This window comes from Lutimonas halocynthiae, assembly GCF_030409835.1.
In the GTDB taxonomy this organism is placed as follows: domain Bacteria; phylum Bacteroidota; class Bacteroidia; order Flavobacteriales; family Flavobacteriaceae; genus Lutimonas; species Lutimonas halocynthiae.
The window spans coordinates 181,099-203,690 of the sequence record NZ_JAUFQO010000004.1 but is presented as its reverse complement, the minus strand read 5'-3'; the positions used below and the strand labels follow the sequence as shown (position 1 = coordinate 203,690).

The following is a 22,592-nucleotide window of genomic DNA, read 5'->3' as shown; positions in this document are numbered from 1 at the left end:
TCTAATACGCAAACTCAACAAAATCTTTTGCTTTTTGCTGACCGATTTTAAATGCTTCAATATTTTTAAGTTTTATATTTTCACTTTTTTCTTTAAAAAAATAGTTGATGGCGCTAAAGAATTTTTCTTCCGGAATTGGGATGTATTCAGCAGCAGCACCAAGTAATATCATATTACAAACTTTAGAATTACCTATTTCTTTTGCACAACTCTTGGCACTAATAATGATGTGATTTTTATGGGTTTTAATTTGCTTGTACAAGTCGTGCTTATCAGGGTAATTCACAATGTTTTCAAATGTGCTCGAATCTGTAATGATCCACCCGTTTTTTTTGAGGAAAGGAAAATGTCTTAAGAGCTCCATGGGCTCTGCTGAAAGAATCAAATCAGCTTCCCCCTGAGGAATTAGATCAGAATAAATTTGTTTGTCGGAAATTCGAACATGGCATTGAACTGCTCCACCGCGTTGGCTCATTCCGTGCACTTCAGATTGTTTTACAAATAGGTCTTGGCTTAAGGCTGCAAGATCAATAATTGAGGCGAGAGTGAGGATCCCTTGTCCACCTACTCCGGATAGGATGATATTTGATTTCATGAATGGGGGTTTTAGTTTAGGGTGGCTATTTTTTGTTTGATTTGTTGTTTGCTGTCCCTGCTAAGCCTGATGCAGGGCCTCTCCGATATGATAACGGATACGCCTTTGTGCTTAACTTCATTTCTTAAAACTTGAAGGTTATGTTTGAAATTCTTTTTTAAGGGTACAATCATTTTTAGATGCTCAGGAACTACGCCCAATCCGAGACAAATCTTCTTTAAGCGACCAACCGCTAAAGAAGGTTGGGCTCCTGTCATAGCAACAGTCGAATTGTCTGAAATCACTACCGTAATGGATGTGTTTTCATTAACGGCTTCCAGCAGGCCCGTCATCCCTGAATGGGTAAATGTAGAATCGCCTATAACCGCAATGGCATTTTTTACTCCAGCGTCAGCAGCTCCTTTAGCCATGGTTATAGAAGCTCCCATGTCAATAAGTGTATTGATTGCATTTACTGGAGGCAAGGCACCCAAGGCATAACATCCAATATCACCAAACACTTTTTTAGGTCCTATTTCAGGTAGAATTTCCTGTATCACTTTAAAGAGATCGGTATGGCCGCACCCTTCACAGAGTTGCGGTGCTCTACCCACCACAAGATCTGATACTGGCTGGGGTTCTTTTCGGTAAAGACCAATGGCTCTTGCAACCAGATTTGGTGTTAATTCACCAGTTAATGGCAAGTCACCACTTAATTTACCAATGACTTTGGTACTGTTACCGAAATAGTCATGAATGAGTTCTTCTACGAGTGGATACCCTTCTTCTACAACAAGGACTTCGTCACATTCCTGATATAATTTTTTGACTTTTTCTTTTGGCAATGGATATTGAGAGATCTTTAATAATGAAAAGAATTCTAAATCTTCAGACAAATTCTCCATCACATAGTTGTATCCAATTCCACAGGCTATGATGCCTAAGGATCTGTCTTTGTGCTGTCCGAGCTTGTTAAAAGGTGATGTTTCTGAGGCAATAAGAAGGTTGGCCTTTTTTTCAACCAGCCTGTTGTATTGTTTTCGAGCATTTGACGGAATCAATGCGAAACGATCAGTATTTATGGGTAATTGAATTCCATTCTGGGCCCTTCTTTCTTTAAAAGTAACGCCAGATTTGGAATGAGATAATCTAGTTACAAGTCTTAACAGAACAGGAAGTTGCGTTTCTTCTGAAAGGTCAAACGCATAGTGCATCATATTATAGGCCTCTTGTTGATTTGATGGCTCAAGAATCGGGACTTTGGCAAATTTGCCATAAAATCTGGAATCTTGTTCATTTTGTGAAGAATGCATAGAAGGGTCATCTGCTACAACCACAACCAAGCCGCCATTTATTCCCGAAACGGCCATATTCATAAACACATCAGAAGCTACGTTAAGGCCAACGTGTTTCATTACTGTCATGGCTCTTTTACCGCTATATGACATGCCTAAAGCCGCTTCCATAGCCGTTTTTTCATTAACTGACCACATGGAATGGATCCCGAGTTCCTTCGCAATTTTTGAGGTCTGAATATATTCGGTTATTTCTGTCGAAGGCGTTCCAGGATAGGCATAGACTCCTGAAATACCAGCATCTATAGCGCCTTGTGCCAGCGCTTCATTTCCAAGGACTAAATTTTTCATGCAAGCTTTATTTCAAGTATTATGAAAAGTAAATGTAGGAGATAGACTTAGCAATTTTTATGATTTTCATCATACTATCTTGACTTTAGTAAATAAAATTGAAAAAGTTTGACAAGGTGTTTCGCAAAATCAATTATTTTTGATCAATTATTCATTATTCTTAAATTAAGAATTATTCAAAACGATTTAATTTGGAAAAGAACGAACTGTATCCTGTATTTTTAAAAGTTGCTGTCTTAGACGTGCTGATTGTTGGAGGAGGTAATGTAGGCCTGGAAAAATTGACCTTTCTTTTGAAATCCAGCCCATCTGCTAATGTTACTATGGTTTCTAAAGCATTTATTCCTGAAGTTATTTCTCTTGCCAAAGGATACAATGTTTCTTTAGTGGAGGAGGCATATAAAAGCAGTTTTTTAAAAGGAAGACAGATGGTGATCGCTACTACTGATGATCTAGACGTTAATCTGCAAGTGTATCACGATTGTAAAAAAGAAAATATACTAGTGAATTTGGCCGATAACCCAACCTATTGTGATTTTTATATGGGAGGGATCGTAACTAAAGGAAGTATTAAAATTGCGATTTCCACTAATGGGAAATCGCCAACTGCTGCCAAGAGATTAAGACAGTTTTTTGAAGAAGTTTTACCCGAAAACATGAACGAATTCGTCGAAAATCTCAATACCTATCGAAAGACCATCAAAGGCGATTTTGAAGAAAAAGTATCAAAAATGAATGAGATTACTAAAGAAATGATCAAGATTAAAAAAGGCTGATTATTCTAGATTGCCATCTTAATAAAGGATTTCTTATCTGTATAACTTAGATTACAATAAAACACATGATCGATTCTCAAAAGTTTGTAGCTGCTATTAATTTGTTCGACCAATCAAATGAAAATGATCCTAATAAAGAGTTGTTTGAAGGCAAAACGTTTTCCAAAGAACTTTTATATGCCAACCGAATGACTATGCGCTTAGATAAGTTTTGTCCGGAGGCAGAAACGTCTCTTAAATTGGCGGTAAGATGCCAGCATATAAGAAGATGGGAAATACCGAGAGAAGACTATGAAATGAATCGGGTAGGGTATTTAAAATGGAGAAATGACCTCAAGACTTTTCATGCTGATAAAGCTTCTGAAATTTTAAAAGATGTAGGATACGATGATGAATTGGTTGAATCGGTTAGATTTCTACTCTTAAAAAAGCAGTTGAAGCAGAATGAATTGACGCAGACCCTTGAGGATGTGATCTGTCTGGTTTTTTTAGAATTTTATTTTGAAAAATTTTCTAAAAAGTATAACGAAGAAAAAATGATCAACATTTTGCGAAAAACCTGGAAAAAAATGTCAGCCAAAGGTCAGGAGGCAGCTTTGAAATTACATTTATCAGTTGACTCTCAGGAACTGATTTCGAAAGCTTTGTCCTAAATTTTAAAGACGAATATGTTAAGGGATAACAATTAGGACTAAAGCCCATCAGGCTATTTTTTAAAGTTTCTAATACTTTCTTCATTTGCAAATTTATGAACTACTACGCTATAATTGTTAATAGGGCATTGATTTAAGCGATATTGAGGATACCGAAAAAGATTCTGGTTTAGGTTTGTTTTTTATGCGAGAGAGAATCAGTTATATCAATGGTAGGATTTTTATCAATTCAGAAAAAGGAAAAGGTACTAGAATAACGATTAACGTTGATCTTTCAAGTGCTTTGACATCTGGTTGATATATTTGAATTAGGCTTGTGAAAATAGTTAAAGGAGCTATGTTGAGCAGCTCCGATTCATTATCCCATGTGAAATTCGTAATAAATTGGCTTTTTTATTAATTTTTATTCAGTAAAAAGAAGGATAGTTAAAAACTCCTAAATAGTATCTATTTTATTTCTTAAATTTGCCCCTAAAATAGCCATCAAAATGTCAAAATTTGAGTTGAAATTGCCAAAAATGGGTGAAAGTGTTGCTGAAGCAACCATTACTTCCTGGTTAAAGGAAGTAGGTGAAACCATTGAAATGGATGAAGCTATCGTTGAAATTGCTACTGACAAGGTTGACTCTGAAGTGCCAAGTGAAGTAGAAGGAGTCTTGATAGAAAGGTTTTTTGAAGTTGATGAAATTGTCGGAGTAGGGCAGGTCATAGCAGTTATTGAGACAAATGGTAGTGGAGAAGTAGTTTCAGATGTAAAAAAGGATGTTGTAGAAACGGTTCCTGAAGACTTACCAACTGTAGAATCTGTAAAGGCTAAGACGGCGGAAGTAACTAATGTGGTTTCAGAATTGAACTCACCTAGTGGGAAGTTCTTTTCACCTTTAGTTAAGAACATTGCCAAAACTGAAGGTATTAGCCTTGCTGAATTGGAAGGCATTAAAGGAAGTGGAAAAGATCAAAGAATAACCAAAAATGATATCCTTGCCTATATTGAAGGCAATAGACAAACTGCTGTTCCTAAGAAAGAATCAAATGCTGCCCAGCCGGTTTCAAAAAGTGTATCGCAAGCTCCAGAGATGGTAACAGCTCCTCCGGCATTAGGCGATGAAGTCATCGAGATGACTAGAATGGGTAAGTTAATTTCCAAACATATGGTGGATTCTCTTAGAACTTCCGCTCATGTTCAAAGTTTTGTGGAAGTAGATGTTACTAATGTAGTAAGATGGAGAGAAAAAGTAAAGGATGAATTTTTAAGAAAGGAAGGAGAGAAGATTACTTTTACCCCAATTTTTATGGAAGCTATCGCTAAAGCTATTCGTGATTTCCCTATGATGAATATTTCTGTTGATGGAGATAGAATTTTAAAACATAAAGATATTAATCTTGGTATGGCTGCTGCCTTGGCAGATGGGAACTTAATTGTTCCTGTTATTAAAAGAGCTGATCAATTGAATCTTGTGGGCATGACCAAAGCAGTAAATGATTTGGCAAAAAGATCTAGAGCCGGGAAATTGAATCCGGATGACGTACAAGGCGGTACTTTTACTGTAACCAATGTGGGGTCATTTGGAAGTATTATGGGAACTCCTATTATCAATCAGCCTCAGGTAGGAATTTTGGCCCTTGGATCTATTCGTAAAATTCCTGCTGTTATTGAAACACCAGAAGGAGACTTGATAGGGATAAGACATAAGATGATTCTTTCACATTCGTATGACCATCGTGTTGTAAATGGCGCTTTAGGTAGTATGTTTGCTAAACGAGTTGGAGACTATCTTGAAGCCTGGGATATCAATACCAGCTTCTAAAATATCAAAAATTAATTTCAATATCATTTCATTAAGATGAATATTAAACTTGAAAAACCAATTGTTTTCTTTGACTTGGAAACTACTGGAATCCAAATAGCCACTGACAGAATAGTGGAGATCTCAATTTTGAAAGTATATCCAAACGGAAACAAAGAAAGTTGGACTAAACTGGTAAATCCAGAGATCGAAATTCCTAAGGAAGCGTCGGATATTCATGGTATTACAAATGAAAGGGTGGTTACCGAACCAAAATTTTCTGAATTGGCCGAAGAAGTAAGTAAGATCTTAGAAGGTGCTGACCTTGCTGGTTTTAATTCAAACAGGTTTGATATTCCGCTGTTGGCTGAAGAGATGCTTCGTGCCAAAGTGAATTTTGACATGGAAAACAGAAAGGCCATAGATGTGCAAGTGATTTTTCATAAAAAGGAGCAAAGAACGCTTGGTGCCGGTTATGCGTTCTATTGTGGTAAAACACTTGAAAATGCACACTCTGCTGAAGCAGATACAATGGCTACTTTTGAAATTCTGGAAGCACAGATTGCAAAGTATGATGATGTGCAGGATGATGTAGCTTTTTTAAGCGAATTTTCTTCTCATAATAAACGTGCTGATTTTGCTGGTTTCATCATATTAGATGCAGAAAATGTTGAGATCTTCTCCTTTGGAAAATACAAGGGTAGAAAGGTTGTTGATGTGTTTAGAGAGAATCCAGGTTATTATAGTTGGATTCAAAATGCTGATTTTCCACTTTATACTAAAAAAGTTCTTACTGGGATAAAAGAGACAATGAGTGCAAAGAAATCAATTAGTACCCTTGAAGACTTGCAAAATAAATTTAATAAAAAGATTTAAGAAGATGTATGTAGATTTTGATACGTTAAAGGATAGTTCTAGAGTTTGGGTTTATCAATCCAGCAGAGAATTTACTGAGGAAGAGATGGGTATTATTTCGTCAAAATTGACAGATTTTGTAAATGAATGGACCCGACATGGAGATGATCTCAAAGCATCTTTCTCGATCAAATATAAGCACTTTATCGTTTTGGCAGTAGATGAGTCTTTTAACCAGGTTTCTGGTTGTTCTATTGATGCATCGACCCATGTTTTTAAAAGCTTCGAAAACGAATTTAAGTTAGAGCTTTTGAATAAGCTGAATACAGCTTTTAAAAATGGTGAACATATCAATGTTGTTTCACTTGCCGATTTTCAAAAATATGTAAAGGCTGATAAGATACATCCTGACACATTGGTTTTTAATAATATGATTCAGAATAAAGGTGATTTAGACTTGACTTGGGAAGTTCCTGCAAATATGAGCTGGCATAGTCGTTATTTTAACTAATTTCTTTAATTTGCATAGCCAAATTAGCAAGCCTTATTTTTACTGTTAATAAATTATTAATTGGACCAAACCATTTAGTTATTTACATCCTTAAATTAGTTTCCATGAATAAAATTGTAGCACTATTGATGCTGCTATTGACCGTTCAGGTCCAGGCACAAAAAGACCCATTAAAGACTAAAGACAGTATCGCACAAGACAGGTGGGTTGACAGTATCATGAAAACCATGAGTGTCGAAGAAAAGATAGGACAGCTATTTATGGTGGCGGCCTATACAAATAAGGACGCCGAGCACGAAAAATTCATAAAAAATCTTATTACTGAACACCATATCGGGGCCCTGATATTTTTTCAGGATCAGGCGATCAAGCAGGTAGAATTAACAAATGAATACCAGAGTCTTTCGAAAGTTCCTCTTTTAATTGGAATAGACGGTGAATGGGGCTTGAGAATGAGGCTAAAGAACACCGTAGCTTTTCCTTATAATATGGCTTTAGGAGCTATACGCAATGACGATTTGTTATTTGACATGGGTAAACAAATGGGGACGCATATGAAAAGGGAAGGCGTTCATATTAATTTTGCTCCTGTTGTAGATGTAAATACCAACCCGCTTAATCCGGTGATTGGAAATCGTTCTTACGGAGAAGACAGACTCAACGTAACGCGCAAAGCGATAGCCTTCACCAAAGGAATTCAAAGTGAGAATATTATGGCCTGTGCTAAACACTTCCCGGGTCATGGGGATACGGCCCAGGATTCTCATAAAACCTTACCATCAGTTTTACATGATACGATCAGGTTAGATTCTATTGAATTATATCCTTATAAAGAGATTTTCAAGGAAGGGATTGGAGCAACTATGATAGCACATCTCAGTATACCGGCCTTAGAACCCAATGCGAATTTACCTTCTTCATTGTCTCACAATATCGTGACCGGATTGTTAAAAGAAAAGATGGGCTTTAAAGGTTTGATCGTTACTGATGCACTGAACATGAAGGGGTCAGCAGATTTCGCCTCTTCAGAGGAAATAAATTTACAAGCCATATTAGCCGGAAATGATTTATTAGATGTACCCTTGAATGTTGTGAAGTCAATTCAATTGTTTAAGAAAGCGATTAAAGAAGGAAAACTTACAGAGAGTCGTTTGGATGAATCTGTTGAGAAAATTTTGAAAACCAAATATTGGGCCGGATTACATCAATTTAAACCCCTGCAGGTTGAAAACTTAATGAAGGATCTTCATACAGTTGAAGATGATTTGTTGAATCGCAGGTTAGTAGAGAATTCTGTTACTCTGGTTCAAAACAAAAATGATGTTTTACCAATAAAGAACCTCGGGAAAAATAAGGTGGCGTATGTCAAATTTGGAAAACACAATAACAGCACTTTTGTAAATCGTTTAAAAGATTATACACAAGTCGATGTAATTTCTGGTCAAACAGCAGCTGAAATTTCAAAGAAATTGCAAGGATACGAGACGGTAATCGTTAGTTTTCACACGAGCCTGGGTGCCTATGCAAATTATAAAATTAAGGATAGCAACCTATTGATTCTTAAAGAGATCGCTAAGCATCATAAAGTTATTCTGGATGTGTTTGCAAGCCCGTATAGTTTACTGAAAATTGACTCTTTTGAGGATATTGATGGCGTGATCGTATCATACCAGAATACGGCATTGGCACAAGATTTATCTGCCCAGATGATTTTTGGAGCACTTGATATCAAAGGGGCATTACCTGTAAATATTAATGATCATTTTAAAGTTGGATCTGGTTTGCAATTAGCTGGAATAAACAGGTTGGGCTATTCAATTCCTAAAGACGTGGGCTTGGATCTTAAGAAACTTCAAAGAATTGATTCTGTAGCAACTGTGGTCATGGATTCGTCTATGGCACCCGGAATGCAGGTTCTGGTTGCCCGACACGGAAAAGTTGTGTATAGAAAAAGTTATGGGTATTATACTTATGACGAAAAAAAAAAAGTAGATAATAATAGTATCTATGATTTGGCTTCTGTAACGAAGATTCTAGGGGGTTTACCCATGATTATTAAAGCAGAAGAAGAGGGCAAATTTGATTTAGACGCTCCAATGGGCGATCTCATGCCTGTATTAAAGGATAGTAATAAAGATACTGTTACAGTGAGGGAAGCTTTAGCGCATTATGCAAAGCTAATGCCATATATTCCATATTATGTAACGATGGTTGAAGGGAAAGATAATACGCCTAAGAAGGAATACTTCAGTGATAAAAGTTCAACTAAATTCAGTATTAAAGTAGCTGAGAATCTGTACCTCAGAACTGATTACAAAGACACTATTTTCCAGTTAATTGCGGAGGCACCTCAGCGTGAAATTTTGGAATATAAGTATAGTGGCTTACCATTTTATCTATTCAAGGATTATATGGAACGGGTGTATGAAGAACCAATGGATCAGTTGAATCACGATAATTTTTATGGGCCTTTAGGAGCTACCACATTAGTGTATAATCCCTTAAACAAGTTTCCTAAATCAAGAATTGTCCCTACAGAAGAAGATGAATTTTTCAGACACCAACTTTTACATGGAACAGTGCATGATGAGGGAGCTGCTATGATGGGAGGCATTAGTGGAAACGCTGGCTTATTCGGAACTTCTAATGATGTGGCAAAGATGATGCAGATGTATTTGCAAAAGGGTTATTATGGGGGCGACAGTTACTTTAAACCTGAATCTTTTGACAAATTTAACCGTCGCTATTTTGAAGATAAAGGTGTGAGACGTGGTTTAGGGTTTGATAAGCCACAACTCGATGAGTCTATGGCTACTTGTGGCTGTATTTCCTTTAAAAGTTTTGGTCATAGCGGATATACCGGAACCTATACTTTTGCCGATCCAGAAACAGAAATAGTTTATGTATTTCTATCGAACAGAGTTTATCCAACAAGAGAAAATAATAAGTTAGGAGAGGCTGATATAAGAACCGTGGTTCAACAATTGATTCAAGAAGCTATAATTCAATAATCATTTTGATTTTACGAATAGATAGACGAATAAAAAGCTCATTACTAAATAGATCAGGCCAATTGTATTTCCAAAAAAATGACTGATCAAATAGGCCTGTAAGAGATAGACTAAAGGGAATAAGGTAATTCCAATTGTAAATCGAAAGGTTGCTATAAATTCTTCTTCTTTTATTTTAGGATAAAAATATTTCCAGAACAGAAGTGGGATAAAACTGTTCACTTTAATAAAAGGACTTAGTAAATTAAATTGATCACTTTCGTCATGTGTAGTACTGACTGGGAGTTGAATGTTTTGTATTTGTTTGTTGACTTCGACAGGATCCATAAAATGTTCTTCCTTAAACGATTTTTCTATATCATCATAATGGTCTAAATCTTCAATATGGCTGATCAATTCTTTTAAAGCCTCACTGACTTCATTTTTTAACTTGGAATTCTGACTTAAGGGGGCGAGATTATTTATGCTGATAGGATCTCCATAAATGAGATGCACACTTGAGCCATATTTTTTTGCATTGGTATAATTAATGCCGACGGGTACAACACATATTTCTTGCTCAGGATTTCTTTCAAGTGCACCAAAAACGATTCTTGTAAAGCCTTTACTAAGAACTCTTAACCTTCTTTTGATATTGTGATTCCCCTCAGGGAATATCAATACAGTTCCTTTCTTATTCAGAATTTTATGGCATTTTTGAAAGACCTCTTCATTCTTGGAAAGGTTGTTTCGACCATCTTTTATCCTGTAAATTGGTAGCATGTTAACCGTTGACAGGAGCATTCTTATCAATGGTTTGTCAAATACATCGGCTCTTGTTAAGAAATTCAACTCCCTTGGCGTTAAGGCTCCAATTAAAAGCGGGTCAACTAAGGCGTTTTGATGATTTGCGACAAACAAAACGGCTTTCTTTCTCGGAATATTTTTAACGCCACTTACTTGGATCTTTTTAAAATAAAAGGCAAAACCAGCTCGCATGTAGTATTTTACAAAAAGGTACCAAATCTTTTTCATGATGCCTTTATTTTCTTTTTATCAGACCAGAAATAGGCAATCAATAATCCGGATAGTATATCCCAAATAGCCCAAAAGGCAACAAGAAGCGCCATACCTCCCAAACCGTCAAAAAAACTAAAAACAAGTAATAAGCCAAGGCCAGAATTTTGTATTCCAGTTTCAATACTCAGTGTTTTTTGATCGAGATAAGTGAGTTTGTTGACTTTTGCAAAATAAAAACCGACCAATAATAAGACAGTATTATGAGCGATAACCAAAATAAAAACATAATGTATATGGGTTAAAAAGATATCGAGGTTATTGTAAAAAGCTCCGGCAATAAATGCCAGAAAGATCAAGATTGATATAGGTTTTAACAAGCGCGACGCTTTAGATGCAAAATTTGGGTGGTAATTATTGATGACCATACCTATAACCAAAGGAATACCAAGAATTAGTAAAACAAACCTGGCAACTTCCATCGGCGAAACTTCAACAGATTTAAGAATTTCAGACGTCGGTTCATAAAAGCTACCCCAGATTGCGAAATTTAATGGCGTCATAATAAGGGCCGCTAATGAGGCAAAGGCAGTTAGACTAACTGAAAGTGCCGTATTTCCATTTGCCAGCTTGGTCATAAAATTTGAAATATTCCCACCGGGGCAGGCGGCAACCATTATCATTCCTAATGCAACACTTGGATAAGGATCAATTACAATAATCATTAAAAAAGTGACTAGTGGAATTAAAATAAATTGAGAAATGATACCTACGATAACTGGTTTTGGGGATTTTAAAAGGTTTGTGAAATCAGACATTTTGATATCCAATGCCACCCCAAACATGACCAGTGATAAAGTGAGATTTACAACCCAGAGATTATCTGAATTAAAATGTATTTGTATATCATCAATAGTATCAACCATGTTTTATAGTATCAAATTTCAATTAGTTTTTAAAAGCGTATGAAATAATATTAGCTCCCATTTGAAGGGCTTTAAGTCTTACTTCAGGAGGATTGTTGTGGACTATTTCATCTTCCCAGCCATCGCTCAAATCGCTTTCATAATCATAAAAACAAATGAGCCTCCCTTCAAAAAACAAACCAAACCCTTGGGCTGCTGCTTGGTCATGTTCATGAATTTTTGGTAAGGTACTAAAATTATAGCTTTGATGGTAGATCGCATGGTCAAAGGGTATTTCTTGAAATTCAAGTTCAGGAAACACTTTTTTCATCTCTTTTCGGATAAAATCATTCAGCCCATAATTGTCTGAGATATGCAGAAAGCCACCTGAAATTAAATAATCTCTTAGATTATTGCTGTCCGTTTCAGAGAAAAATACGTTCCCGTGACCTGTTAAAAAAACAATCGGAAAATTGTATATCTCCTTGCTTTGTGTCTCTACATTTCGAGGCTTTTCATTGAGCTTGGTTTTTATATTTTCATTGCAAAATCGAATTAGATTCGGAACTGCGGTAGGATTTGCATACCAGTCACCACCACCTTCATATTTTAATATAGCCACTTCTTGTGCTGTACTGTGAATTATGGATAAAAGACAAATTAAGAGGAACAACGATTTTAAGTGGGCGCCTTTATTCTTATTAATTGTAGTCTTCATTGTCATATTTTTTATAGGATTTGGTTGAGTAATGCAGTATAACTGCAAGCAACGATGCCGGCAGTTTCAGTTCTTAACCTATTCTCACCAAAGCTCACCGGTTTGATGCCTTGTTGGAGGGCCAGCTCAATTTCTGAAGGAGAAAAGTCCCCTTCAGGGCCAATAAGAATCATGATCTTTTGCCGCATTGGGAAATAGGATTTCATATCTTTTTTAAGCCCATCCTCGCAATGCGCAATCAAGCCGAGATCCCAATCTTTTTTCGAAATAAAATCAATTAGTTTTTTAGGCTCATTTAAAATCGGAAGTTTAAATTTTAAGGATTGTTTCATCGCAGAAAGGATGACTTTTTCCAGGCGTTCAGTTTTTACTTGTTTTCTTTCAGAATGCTCACAAATAATTGGCGTCACTTCGTCAATTCCAATCTCTGTTGCTTTTTCAAGAAACCATTCAAAGCGATCGTTCATCTTGGTAGGAGCAATGGCGACGTGCAAATAATAGTCCCATGCCTTCGGTTTCTCTATCCATGATTTAATTTCAACTATGCATTTCTTATCATGTGCCTGAAGGATCTCTACTTTGAATAATTTACCTTTTCCATCAGTAATATTTAACTGATCTCCATCAGATTTCCGCAAGACTTTGACAATATGCCGACTTTCCTCTTTATTGAAAGAAAGCGTTTTCTGATCAGTGTTTATATGAGGGTTGTAAAAAAGCTGCATAGTGTACTAAACGACAAGTCTAAATGTAATTAATTCTGGTGACTTTGTGTCAATGCAAATTATCAATCTAAAATAATATCTTTCCGCATTGTGCATCTTCTTTTGTAGACATTAGGCTTAAAATTTTTCCAAATGAGCTGGATATCTTTGTTTTCCTCTAATTCGGGAGTAATTATCATTTCATGAACTCCTTTTTCTTTATAGGTTTTGAAAAATTCATCAAAAACAATGGCGGTAACCCCCTTTTTCTGATATTCGGGAAGTATTCCGATTAAGAAAAAAACAGAAGATTTAGAATGTTTTTTGGCCTTTAATAGATGCATAAACCCGGTAGGAAACAATTTGCCATTTGCTTTTTGGAGTGCTGTTGCAAAAGAGGGCATGGTAATCGAAAAGGTAATTAATCTGCCCTTTTCATCAACGATAAATTTGATATACTCAGGATTGATAAAACCGATAAATTTCTTTTTTAAATAGGCGATTTGTTTGTCAGTTACAGGCACAAAAGAAGAAAGATCTGCGTAGGCTTCATTAAACAGTTTGAACATTTCTTCAACATAGGGCAATACTTCTTTGGTCGAGTTAAAATTTATGGCCCTTAATTTATATCTTTCTCTAATAACTGAGGCATATCTTCTGTATTTGTTGATATCCACATCCTCCAGAAAAAACTTGGTTTCAATAAACTTTTGACCAGTGATCAGTCCATGTTTTTTATAATGTTCAATATAATATGGGTAATTATACCAGGTAATCATAGTACTTAATGAGTCAAAGCCTTCGGTTAGAACACCAACCTTGTCTAAATTAGAAAAACCAAGAGGTCCTTCAATAAACTCGAGGTTTTCTTTTTTACCTATTTCTAAAATTTTGTCTAAAAGTGCTTTGCTGACATCCAAATCATCGATAAAGTCGATCCAACCAAAACGCATTCTGGGTACTTTTTGAACATCAATCTCTAATTTGTTTACGATGGCGGCCACTCTTCCGACTATTTTTCCGTCTTTTAACGCGATAAAAAAGCGCGCATCTGCATGATCAAATACAGGATTTTTATCTTTGTCAAAGCTTTCTACTTCTTCACTTATAATAGGTGGAACCCAGTATTTATTAGCCTTGTATAAGGAAAACGGAAACTTAACAAATTGCTTAAGTTCCTTTTTCGTTGAAATCTCCTGGATTTTTATCATCCGACAAAATTAGTCGTTTTCTGATTTTTTATTGTATTTTTTTTGAGCTTTTTCTTTTTGTTTTTGTTCTTTGACCAGTCTGTCGTTTTGTTTCTTCCTTGCTTTTTGCGCTTTTTTGTTTACAGGAGCTTCAATATCTCTTGTTTTAACCTTAGAACTCTTTACATCACGCATTTTTCCATTATTTGAAGATTTGCCTCCTGCAAATAAGCCAAACGTAATGGTATTAAGGAAGCTTTTCTTTTCCTTGGCTGCGCCTTCTTCGTTATTGTCGGTTTTTCCAACGATTATTTTATCCTTGTGCTTATCGAGTCTCCATGATATCCCGCCACCGATAATATAAGTATTATCACCGCGTTCATCAAAGATCATTCGCCCAGAGAAATCGGCTTGCATGTTGGGATTGATCAGGTATGCACCTCCGGCTCCGAATTGATAATCGTTAGGAACATTTTTCCTATAAAAGCCCTGATTTTCTCCGAAAATTGACCATTTTTCGGCCAAGGTGTAAGTAACCGTAATGATATATGAGTTTTCGGCTTCATTGGTAAAAGCTTTATCAGCAATGAAATTCAATAAGACAATCAGCCTGTTTGAAAGATCATTCTGTGTGTAAAGTCCAAACCTAGGGCTGATTCCTTCTTGATTTTTATGTAATTCAGTCAATAAGTTCGTATTTAAACCAGCATAAACTCCTACTGCAGGAATAAGTCTTCTTTTGTCAAAACTATGTCTGGCTTCCCAACTTCTTATTTCTTTTGTTTTATCTGTATACTTAGGTTTGTAAACCATGTATTTGGCACCTAAGGTCAATTTACTAAATCCGAAGGCGGATTCGCTAACTTCATCTGGTCTTGTATAGTCTCTGCTTTCGCTGACAATTGCCATATCCAGAAGAAATTCTAATTGTTCGAAAAATTGGCCGGTTCTAAACGTAATATCTGAACCAAAACTGGAAGCACTATAATCAAAAGTTTCTTCGAGGATGGGGTCGTAATAGAGATACCCGCCGACATTTTTATAAAATAGACCTGCTTCAACCTGATAGACTTTGGTTCCCACACTATATGGACTGTCTGAATATCCCGGCCTTCGGGAGTTAATCACCTCTGTATATTGGGCATAAGAAAATTCTGCCAATAGCAGAAGGACTAGGGTCGTAAGAAAGGATTTCATGTTCAACTTATAATTTGATCAAAAGTAAGTTTTTCATTATATAAACGCTGAAGTTGTCTGCAAATTGTTATTTTTGAAAATTAAATTTGAAAATTATGGAGAAGGCCTCAATTCAGGGTTTATGGTTCATTTTGATCCTTATTCTTGGGTATTATGCTTTCAAATGGTTGGCGAGGGTACTTCTCCCAATACTGATGCAAAAAGTAGTCAGAAATTTTGAGAAAAAAGCAAGAGAGCAACAAGGGTATCAAAAGCCCGCTGATCATGTGAAAGAAGGAGAAACAGTTGTGGATAAGCAGCCAGTTCAAAGAAAAGAAAGTAATAATAGCGTTGGCGAATACGTAGATTTTGAAGAAGTTGATGACTAATCCAGCTAAGGATAGCAATAAATTTAGCGAATCACCCATAAAGATGAAGAGGTTCTTACCAATATTGGTGGCCGTACTCAGTTTTGTAATCATTTCATTGGCTTATTTTTCACCTGTTTTAGAAGGCAAGGAGCTTTTCCAGTCAGACATTGCTCAATTTAGGGGTATGTCTAAGGAAGTGAAGGAGTATAGAGATCAATATCACGAAGAACCTTACTGGACAAATAGGGCTTTTGGTGGCATGCCTACCTATCAGTTAAGTACGTACTATCCTAATGATTATATTAAAAAATTGGATGGCTTGCTTAGGTTTTTACCCAGGCCTGCGGATTATTTATTCCTATATTTTTTAGGATTTTTCTTGTTACTATCAGTATTAAAAGTAGACTGGAAACTTGCTATTGTCGGAGCTTTAGGGTTTGGTTTTTCAACTTATTTAATCATTATTTTAGGTGTAGGACATAATGCAAAGGCACATGCTATTGCTTATATGCCATTTGTCTTGTCTGGCCTTTTACTGGTCTTTCAAAAAAGATACCTTCTTGGATTTGTTTTGATGGCACTTGCTATGGCTTTAGAGATTAATGCAAGCCACCCTCAAATGACTTATTACCTGTTGTTTTCAGTATTGATATTTGGCGTAATTTATCTCATTCAGGCTGTTAAGGATAAAGAATTACCTGACTTTGCAAAACAAGTCGGATTGCTGATTGGAGCAGTTATTCTGGCAGTGGGAGTCAATGCGACGAGTTTGCTGGCAACCAAGGAGTATGCAGCACATAGCACACGAAGCAAAAGTGAATTAACGATTAACCCGGACGGTAGTCCGAAAGAAATATCTTCAGGATTATCTAAAGCCTATATAACTGAATACAGTTTCGGTTTGATGGAAACATTTGATCTGTTTATACCTCGTTTTATGGGAGGGTCAAATAATGAGAAACTGGATAAGGAAAGTTTTACGTATCGATATTTAAAGGATAAAGCCGGAAGGAAACAAGCCTTAGGATTTGCTGAAAACGCCCCTATGTATTGGGGAGACCAACCTATCGTTGCCGCGCCACCCTATATTGGAGCAGTTTTTATTTATTTGTTTTTCCTGGGAGCCTTTTTGATTAAAAGCCCCTTGAAGAAATGGTTGGTTGCAGCGACCATATTTTCAATAGTATTAAGCTGGGGAAAGAATTTTGATGTCGTGACTAATTTTTTCATTGACTACGTTCCGTTGTATAATAAATTCAGGGCGGTTTCATCAATACAGGTCATTGCAGAAGTATCAGTTCCTTTATTGGGAATTCTGGGAATTCATCATTTTCTGAATGATAAGTATAGTAAGGAAGAAAAGATGAAGGCGTTTAAATACGCTGGTATTATAGTTGTTGGAATTGCCTTATTCTTTACAGCCATTGGGGCCAATCTTTTTTCTTTCGAGAGTTATAGAGATGCAAACTATGAGCAAATGCTGGCTGGTTTGTCAGATGTTTTAATAGAAGATAGAAGAACGATCTTTTTTCAAGATAGCTTGAGAACTTTAGTTTTTGTGGTGATCATTGCGGCTATGCTCTGGTTATTTATTGGTAATAAAATTAAGAAAAACATCGTTATTATTGGCTTGCTGGTATTGGTTTTACTTGATTTAGTGAATATAGATAAGAGGTATGTCAACAATGATGATTTTATCAGTAAATCAAAAATTGAAAAGCCCTTTGAAATAAGCAGAATGCAATTGGAGATCCTAAAAGATAAAGGCCACTATCGTGTAATGAATTTTATGGTGAATCCTATGAATGATGGTAGCACTTCATTTTATCACAATTCTATTGGTGGCTATCATGCCGCAAAACCAAGACGCTATCAAGAATTATATGATTTTCATATTGGGAAGAATAATATTGACGTCTTGAATATGCTCAATACCAAATATTTTATATTTCCTGGTGAAAATAATATTGAGACGATTCAGCTTAATGAGGAAGCGAATGGAAATGCCTGGTTTGTAAACGAAATTGTATTTGTAGACACGGCAAATGAAGAAATTAAAGCCTTGGATAGCCTTGACACCAAGAGAAAAGTAGTTCTCAATCGAGTTTTTGAATCGAATGTGGAAGGAAATAGTTTTCAAAGGGATTCATTAGCTAAAATAGAGTTGCTGTCTTATAAGGCAAATGAAATGACTTATAAATCTGTCTCAAGCACAGATCAATTGGCTGTTTTTTCTGAAATTTATTATGAGGACGGATGGAATGCTTATATTGATGGTCAATTGGTACCTCATATGAGAGCCAATTATGTTTTAAGATCATTGTTGGTCCCGGCAGGTGAGCATGATATAGTGTTTAAATTTGAACCCAAGGTTATAGCAACAGGAAATATGATTTCTCTTATTTCTTATGGTTTCTTAATCCTCATTCCTTTGGGTTGGTATCTAAGAGAACGAAAGAAAAAAGTAGCATAAAACGCATTCAGATGGCTAATTTTAAATCGTATAAAACGGTTCCGAAAAAAAGATATAACCATACGCTAGCATTTTTACAATCTGTCTTGCCAGCACCAGCCACTATTTTAGACTTGGGCGTTCGAAACGAATTGAGTGAGATCCTTGAAGCCCATGGTTATACGGTTTATAATACCTCAGGTGAAGACCTTGATTTTGACTACAAAACTGTCTTGAATTATGAAGTTGACGCCGTAACCGCTTTTGAGATTTTTGAACACCTGATAGCACCTTTTAATGTGCTAAATACAGTTAAAGCCTCTAAATTAATAACAACAGTTCCTTTAAAACTATGGTTTGCCAGCGCTTATAGAAGCAAAACTGATAAATGGGACAGGCACTACCATGAATTTGAAGATTGGCAGTTTGATTGGTTACTTGAAAAATCAGGTTGGCATATCAAAAAAATAGAAAAATGGTCAAGCCCTGTTAAGAAGATTGGATTCAGACCTATTCTAAGAAAATTCACACCCAGATACTACGCCGTTTATGCGGAAAGATAGACTCCAAACGACATGAGAATTGGAATGATTTTAGACAAGACCTTTCCTCCTGATCCTCGGGTTGAGAATGAGGCCTTGGCATTAATCGAAAGTGGTCATAAAGTTTTTCTTTTTTGTCTCGGCTATAAACTGACTTTTGAGGAGGAGATCATAAATGAGATTGAGGTTAAAAGATATCCAAGTAATCAACTGGAGTACAAAGCTTCAGCCCTTGCTTATACTTTGCCGCTGTATAAGATAATGATGTCTAAAAAGGTTACTCATTTTTTAAATGAGAATCACATTGATATGATACATGTACACGACATGGTGATTGCAGATGCGGTTTTTAAAGCAAATAATAAATTACATCTTCCAGTAGTTTTAGACCTGCATGAGAACAGGCCTGAAATCATGAAAAGTTACCCGCATCTGGGTAAATTTCCAGGTAATATTTTGATCTCACCTGAAGCATGGAAAAGAAAGGAAGTCGAATTTGTTAAGAAAGCAGACAAGGTAATTGTTGTGACCAAAGAATCTAAAGAAGAATTAGTTGACAGAACTGAGCAATCAAAAGATAAATTTGTAGTGGTGCCTAATACAGTGAAGCGTTCTTTTTATGAGAATTATAGCACTGATTTATCAATATTAGAGAAGTATAAGGATAAATTCGTTTTACTTTATTTGGGAGATACTGGGCTCAGAAGGGGTTTGATCTCTGCCATTGAGGCCATGGGAATTTTATGTAAGGATAAAGAGATGAAGGACGTCATTAAGCTGGTTATCGTAGGGAAAAACTCATCCGATGAAATCCTTAAACAGAAAGTGGCCGAACTTGATTTGAATGAAGTGGTTGATTTTGAAGGATGGCAAGACGTGAGTCTTTTTCCCAGCTACCTGATGGCTGCTCATTTAGGGATCTCACCTTTGCATAGAAACCTTTATCATGACACAACCTATGCAAATAAATTATTTCAGTACATGAGCTTTTCGCTGCCCTTGTTGGTCAGTGATGTTAGGGCTCAAAAAAATTTGATAAATGAGGTGAAAAGCGGCTTGGTTCATAAGGAGAAGGATGCAAATGAGATAGCCGAGAAAATCATGCTATTATTTAATGATCCGAAATTATGCAATGAACTAGGACAAAACGGAAAGCACTTTATTGAACAGAAATTTTCCTGGGAAAAGGTCTCAAGAAATCTGAAGGACTTATATTTAGAATTTGAAAAGAGTTGAAGATTTTATTAATTACATATTATTGGCCGCCGGCAGGTGGTAGTGGAGTGCAACGCTGGCTCAAATTCATCAAGTATTTTTCTTGTTTTGGAATTGACCCAATAGTATACACCGTTGAAAACCCGAACTATGCTGTTGAAGATGAAAGTTTGCTGTCTGAGGTACCTGTTGATTTACAGGTGTTACGCGAGCCTATTTGGGAGCCGAACAACGTATTATCTAAGTTCAAGAATAATGAGAAAAATCAAAGCGCAGGTTTTTTAAATCCAGACCCTTCCTTTTTACAAAGGCAAATGCACTATATAAGGGCAAACTATTTTATTCCAGATGCCAGAAAGTATTGGATTAAACCTTCAGTACGTAAACTGACTGCCTTTCTCAAAGAGAATCCGGTAGATGTTATAATTAGTACAGGTCCTCCACATAGTGTTCACATGATTGGTGCTGAACTTAAAAGGATTTGTGGTGTCAAATGGCTTGCTGATTTTAGAGATCCTTGGACCAATATTGATTATTTTCATAATTTACCTTTGACAGATGGGGCTAGAAAAAAACATCATGAATTGGAAAATAAGGTGTTGATGGAGGCCGATGCGGTAATTGTTGTTGGTAAAACCATGAGGGAAGAATTTATTGACCGCAATCAAAATACATATGTTATAAGTAATGGCTTTGATGAGCAAGTTGAAGATAGTGAGGTGGCCATGGATACTAAATTTAGCATTTCACATATAGGAATGATGAATGCCGATCGAAATCCTAAAATATTTTGGCAGGCATTAAGGGAGTTGATCGACGAAAATGAAGACTTCTCAAGCGATCTCAGCGTTAAGCTTATCGGAAAATGTGATGATGAAGTGTACCAAAGTGTTGAGGCCTTAGGGTTGAATGATCATGTGAACTTTGTAGCGTATGTAGCGCATAAAGATGTGTTAAAATTTCAGCGCTCATCTCAATTACTTTTATTGGCGGTGAATGATGTACCATCATCACGATCAGTTATTACAGGAAAAGTATTTGAGTATTTGCAAAGTAAGAGGCCCATCATTGGAATAGGTCCTGTAGATGGCGATTTGGCTGAAATACTAAATAAGACAGAAGCGGGTCAAATGGTTGATTTTGATGACCTTTTGTCATTGAAAAAAATGCTGCTAAAGTATTATGAAGCATTTAAAACCGGGCAATTGTTAAACCATACCAAAAACATTGATCGCTACCACAGAAAGAATTTAACCAAAGAATTGGCTACTATTTTAAAGAGTCTGTGATATTTATTTAGAATTAGCTAAAAAATATAGATTATTGTTTAAGTTTATCTTAGAATTAGATAGGATTCAGAAGCATCAATCGAAAAACAAATCAGTTCATTAATTGGGAAATTTGAAAAAAATAGTAAGTATTTTAGGCGCACGTCCGCAGTTTGTGAAGGCAGCTGTATTAAGCAGAATAATAGCCGACAAGGAAGAGTTTTCGGAAGTGATTATTCATACAGGCCAGCACTTTGATGCCAACATGAGTGAAGTCTTTTTCACCGAAATGGAGATTCCTAAACCTAAGTACAATTTTGATATTAATGGAGTAGGGCATGGAGCCATGACAGGTAGAATGCTTGAAAAAATAGAAGAGGTCTTATTGATAGAGAAACCTCTTTTAGTTGTGGTCTATGGAGATACGAATTCAACGCTTGCAGGGGCTTTGGCCGCAAAAAAACTTGGTATTCGAGTAGCTCATATTGAAGCAGGTCTTAGGTCATTTAATATGGCCATGCCTGAAGAAGTGAACAGAATTCTAACCGATAGAATATCTGACCTGATGCTTTGTCCAACAAAAACGGCAGTTTCGAATTTAAAAGCTGAGGGATTTGATAATTTCAATTCGAAGATTGAACTAAGTGGTGATATCATGCACGATGCGGTTGAGTTTTATGGTAAGTTATCAGAAACGAGATCTGCCATTGTTGAAAAACTAGGCTTAGATGAGAAAAGGTTTGTTATGGCAACTATCCATAGGCAGGAAAACACTGACGATCGTCAACGATTAAAAGCCATCATCGAAGGCCTCAATAATATTTCTGATGTGGCGCAGGTAGTGATGCCATTGCACCCGAGAACCAAAGGATTGTTGAAAAAGTATGCACTTAACTTTACTGGTTTATTAATTGATCCAGTGGGTTATTTTGATATGCTGCAATTATTAAAGCATTGTAATCTTGTCGTTACAGATAGTGGCGGCCTTCAAAAAGAAGCTTATTTTAATGAAAAGCCTTGCCTTATTGTAAGGGAAGAAACGGAATGGGTTGAACTCGTTACTGAAGGGTATGCATCCATTGTTGGAAGTGATGCCGAAAAAATGTTACAAGAGAGCAAGCGTTATCTAGCTGAAAATGTTGACTTTAAATCAGGTTTATACGGGAGCGATGTAGGATTGTCTATTTATGAATCCATAAAGAAGCTCATGTAATTGCGCAACGCGACAAATCTTGTTAATTC

21 protein-coding genes are annotated in these 22,592 nt (G+C 36.2%); 13 read left to right on the top strand and 8 right to left on the bottom strand.

What is annotated here, in order from left to right:
* Position 1: 1 nt before the first annotated feature.
* Both QWY87_RS06690 and QWY87_RS06685 read right to left on the bottom strand, forming a co-directional pair.
* Positions 2 to 595, bottom strand: a complete 594-nt coding sequence (locus QWY87_RS06690) for an indolepyruvate oxidoreductase subunit beta (RefSeq protein ID WP_290289684.1) — start codon at positions 593 to 595, stop codon at positions 2 to 4.
* Positions 596 to 606: 11 nt separating this feature from the next.
* Entirely contained in the window at positions 607 to 2,220 is a 1,614-nt protein-coding gene (locus tag QWY87_RS06685; RefSeq protein WP_290289683.1) for a thiamine pyrophosphate-dependent enzyme, read from the bottom strand.
* Positions 2,221 to 2,411: 191 nt separating this feature from the next.
* Here QWY87_RS06685 and QWY87_RS06680 point away from each other — a divergent pair, with 191 nt between their 5' ends.
* The 7 genes from QWY87_RS06680 to QWY87_RS06650 all read left to right on the top strand — a co-directional run bounded on the left by QWY87_RS06680 (position 2,412) and on the right by QWY87_RS06650 (position 9,813).
* Positions 2,412 to 2,996 (top strand): precorrin-2 dehydrogenase/sirohydrochlorin ferrochelatase family protein, encoded by a 585-nt coding sequence (locus QWY87_RS06680; RefSeq protein ID WP_290289681.1) that lies wholly within the window; start codon positions 2,412 to 2,414, stop codon positions 2,994 to 2,996.
* 65 nt (positions 2,997 to 3,061) lie between these two features.
* Entirely contained in the window at positions 3,062 to 3,649 is a 588-nt protein-coding gene (locus QWY87_RS06675) for a DUF4202 domain-containing protein (RefSeq protein WP_290289678.1), read from the top strand.
* A 127-nt stretch (positions 3,650 to 3,776) separates the two neighbouring features.
* Complete coding sequence (locus tag QWY87_RS06670) at positions 3,777 to 3,947, top strand: ATP-binding protein (RefSeq protein ID WP_353959165.1); 171 nt, start codon at positions 3,777 to 3,779, stop codon at positions 3,945 to 3,947.
* Between the two features lie 190 nt (positions 3,948 to 4,137).
* The gene (locus tag QWY87_RS06665; RefSeq protein ID WP_290289675.1) at positions 4,138 to 5,457 is read left to right on the top strand and encodes a dihydrolipoamide acetyltransferase family protein; all 1,320 of its coding nucleotides are present in this window, start codon (positions 4,138 to 4,140) and stop codon (positions 5,455 to 5,457) included.
* 36 nt (positions 5,458 to 5,493) lie between these two features.
* A complete protein-coding gene (locus QWY87_RS06660; RefSeq protein WP_290289673.1) occupies positions 5,494 to 6,312 on the top strand; it encodes an exonuclease domain-containing protein in 819 nt (272 codons plus the stop codon).
* A gap of 4 nt (positions 6,313 to 6,316) precedes the next feature.
* A complete protein-coding gene (locus QWY87_RS06655) occupies positions 6,317 to 6,802 on the top strand; it encodes an ABC transporter ATPase (RefSeq protein ID WP_290289671.1) in 486 nt (161 codons plus the stop codon).
* Between the two features lie 104 nt (positions 6,803 to 6,906).
* Entirely contained in the window at positions 6,907 to 9,813 is a 2,907-nt protein-coding gene (locus QWY87_RS06650; RefSeq protein ID WP_290289669.1) for a serine hydrolase domain-containing protein, read from the top strand.
* Here QWY87_RS06650 and QWY87_RS06645 read toward each other — a convergent pair whose 3' ends face one another.
* From QWY87_RS06645 to QWY87_RS06620, 6 genes are all read right to left on the bottom strand, one after another.
* Complete coding sequence (locus QWY87_RS06645) at positions 9,814 to 10,827, bottom strand: lysophospholipid acyltransferase family protein (RefSeq protein ID WP_290289667.1); 1,014 nt, start codon at positions 10,825 to 10,827, stop codon at positions 9,814 to 9,816.
* The gene (locus QWY87_RS06640; RefSeq protein ID WP_290289665.1) at positions 10,824 to 11,735 is read right to left on the bottom strand and encodes a bile acid:sodium symporter family protein; all 912 of its coding nucleotides are present in this window, start codon (positions 11,733 to 11,735) and stop codon (positions 10,824 to 10,826) included. The genes QWY87_RS06645 and QWY87_RS06640 overlap by 4 nt, the downstream gene beginning before the upstream one ends.
* 22 nt (positions 11,736 to 11,757) lie before the next feature.
* The gene (locus tag QWY87_RS06635) at positions 11,758 to 12,432 is read right to left on the bottom strand and encodes a DUF4159 domain-containing protein (RefSeq protein ID WP_290289663.1); all 675 of its coding nucleotides are present in this window, start codon (positions 12,430 to 12,432) and stop codon (positions 11,758 to 11,760) included.
* A gap of 11 nt (positions 12,433 to 12,443) precedes the next feature.
* Positions 12,444 to 13,157: a 16S rRNA (uracil(1498)-N(3))-methyltransferase gene (locus QWY87_RS06630; protein ID WP_290289660.1), complete on the bottom strand. Its 714-nt coding sequence runs from the start codon at positions 13,155 to 13,157 to the stop codon at positions 12,444 to 12,446.
* A gap of 62 nt (positions 13,158 to 13,219) precedes the next feature.
* Positions 13,220 to 14,347, bottom strand: a complete 1,128-nt coding sequence (locus QWY87_RS06625; RefSeq protein ID WP_290289658.1) for a GTP cyclohydrolase — start codon at positions 14,345 to 14,347, stop codon at positions 13,220 to 13,222.
* Between the two features lie 9 nt (positions 14,348 to 14,356).
* Positions 14,357 to 15,523 carry a transporter gene (locus tag QWY87_RS06620; protein WP_290289656.1) on the bottom strand — a complete coding sequence of 389 codons (1,167 nt, stop codon included), beginning with the start codon at positions 15,521 to 15,523 and terminating at the stop codon, positions 14,357 to 14,359.
* A gap of 95 nt (positions 15,524 to 15,618) precedes the next feature.
* Between QWY87_RS06620 and QWY87_RS06615 the strand changes: the two genes are divergently transcribed.
* From QWY87_RS06615 to wecB, 6 genes are all read left to right on the top strand, one after another.
* A complete protein-coding gene (locus QWY87_RS06615; RefSeq protein ID WP_290289654.1) occupies positions 15,619 to 15,891 on the top strand; it encodes a DUF4834 family protein in 273 nt (90 codons plus the stop codon).
* Between the two features lie 43 nt (positions 15,892 to 15,934).
* On the top strand, positions 15,935 to 18,346 hold the full coding sequence (locus QWY87_RS06610; protein WP_290289652.1) for a YfhO family protein: 2,412 nt from the start codon (positions 15,935 to 15,937) through the stop codon (positions 18,344 to 18,346).
* An 11-nt stretch (positions 18,347 to 18,357) separates the two neighbouring features.
* Entirely contained in the window at positions 18,358 to 18,888 is a 531-nt protein-coding gene (locus QWY87_RS06605) for a methyltransferase (RefSeq protein ID WP_290289649.1), read from the top strand.
* Positions 18,889 to 18,900: 12 nt separating this feature from the next.
* The gene (locus QWY87_RS06600) at positions 18,901 to 20,103 is read left to right on the top strand and encodes a glycosyltransferase family 4 protein (RefSeq protein WP_290289648.1); all 1,203 of its coding nucleotides are present in this window, start codon (positions 18,901 to 18,903) and stop codon (positions 20,101 to 20,103) included.
* A complete protein-coding gene (locus QWY87_RS06595; protein ID WP_290289647.1) occupies positions 20,100 to 21,371 on the top strand; it encodes a glycosyltransferase in 1,272 nt (423 codons plus the stop codon). The genes QWY87_RS06600 and QWY87_RS06595 overlap by 4 nt, the downstream gene beginning before the upstream one ends.
* Positions 21,372 to 21,483: 112 nt before the next feature.
* Positions 21,484 to 22,563, top strand: coding sequence for a non-hydrolyzing UDP-N-acetylglucosamine 2-epimerase (gene wecB, locus QWY87_RS06590; RefSeq protein WP_290289644.1), 1,080 nt, complete (start codon positions 21,484 to 21,486; stop codon positions 22,561 to 22,563).
* Positions 22,564 to 22,592: the final 29 nt, after the last annotated feature.

Coding starts and splice junctions, on each gene's coding strand:
- QWY87_RS06690 (WP_290289684.1), bottom strand. CDS start 595: ATGAAATCAAATATCATCCTATCCGGAGTAGGTGGACAAGGGATCCTC.
- QWY87_RS06685 (WP_290289683.1), bottom strand. CDS start 2,220: ATGAAAAATTTAGTCCTTGGAAATGAAGCGCTGGCACAAGGCGCTATA.
- QWY87_RS06675 (WP_290289678.1), top strand. CDS start 3,062: ATGATCGATTCTCAAAAGTTTGTAGCTGCTATTAATTTGTTCGACCAA.
- QWY87_RS06665 (WP_290289675.1), top strand. CDS start 4,138: ATGTCAAAATTTGAGTTGAAATTGCCAAAAATGGGTGAAAGTGTTGCT.
- QWY87_RS06660 (WP_290289673.1), top strand. CDS start 5,494: ATGAATATTAAACTTGAAAAACCAATTGTTTTCTTTGACTTGGAAACT.
- QWY87_RS06655 (WP_290289671.1), top strand. CDS start 6,317: ATGTATGTAGATTTTGATACGTTAAAGGATAGTTCTAGAGTTTGGGTT.
- QWY87_RS06650 (WP_290289669.1), top strand. CDS start 6,907: ATGAATAAAATTGTAGCACTATTGATGCTGCTATTGACCGTTCAGGTC.
- QWY87_RS06645 (WP_290289667.1), bottom strand. CDS start 10,827: ATGAAAAAGATTTGGTACCTTTTTGTAAAATACTACATGCGAGCTGGT.
- QWY87_RS06640 (WP_290289665.1), bottom strand. CDS start 11,735: ATGGTTGATACTATTGATGATATACAAATACATTTTAATTCAGATAAT.
- QWY87_RS06635 (WP_290289663.1), bottom strand. CDS start 12,432: ATGAAGACTACAATTAATAAGAATAAAGGCGCCCACTTAAAATCGTTG.
- QWY87_RS06630 (WP_290289660.1), bottom strand. CDS start 13,157: ATGCAGCTTTTTTACAACCCTCATATAAACACTGATCAGAAAACGCTT.
- QWY87_RS06625 (WP_290289658.1), bottom strand. CDS start 14,347: ATGATAAAAATCCAGGAGATTTCAACGAAAAAGGAACTTAAGCAATTT.
- QWY87_RS06620 (WP_290289656.1), bottom strand. CDS start 15,523: ATGAAATCCTTTCTTACGACCCTAGTCCTTCTGCTATTGGCAGAATTT.
- QWY87_RS06615 (WP_290289654.1), top strand. CDS start 15,619: ATGGAGAAGGCCTCAATTCAGGGTTTATGGTTCATTTTGATCCTTATT.
- QWY87_RS06610 (WP_290289652.1), top strand. CDS start 15,935: ATGAAGAGGTTCTTACCAATATTGGTGGCCGTACTCAGTTTTGTAATC.
- QWY87_RS06605 (WP_290289649.1), top strand. CDS start 18,358: ATGGCTAATTTTAAATCGTATAAAACGGTTCCGAAAAAAAGATATAAC.
- QWY87_RS06600 (WP_290289648.1), top strand. CDS start 18,901: ATGAGAATTGGAATGATTTTAGACAAGACCTTTCCTCCTGATCCTCGG.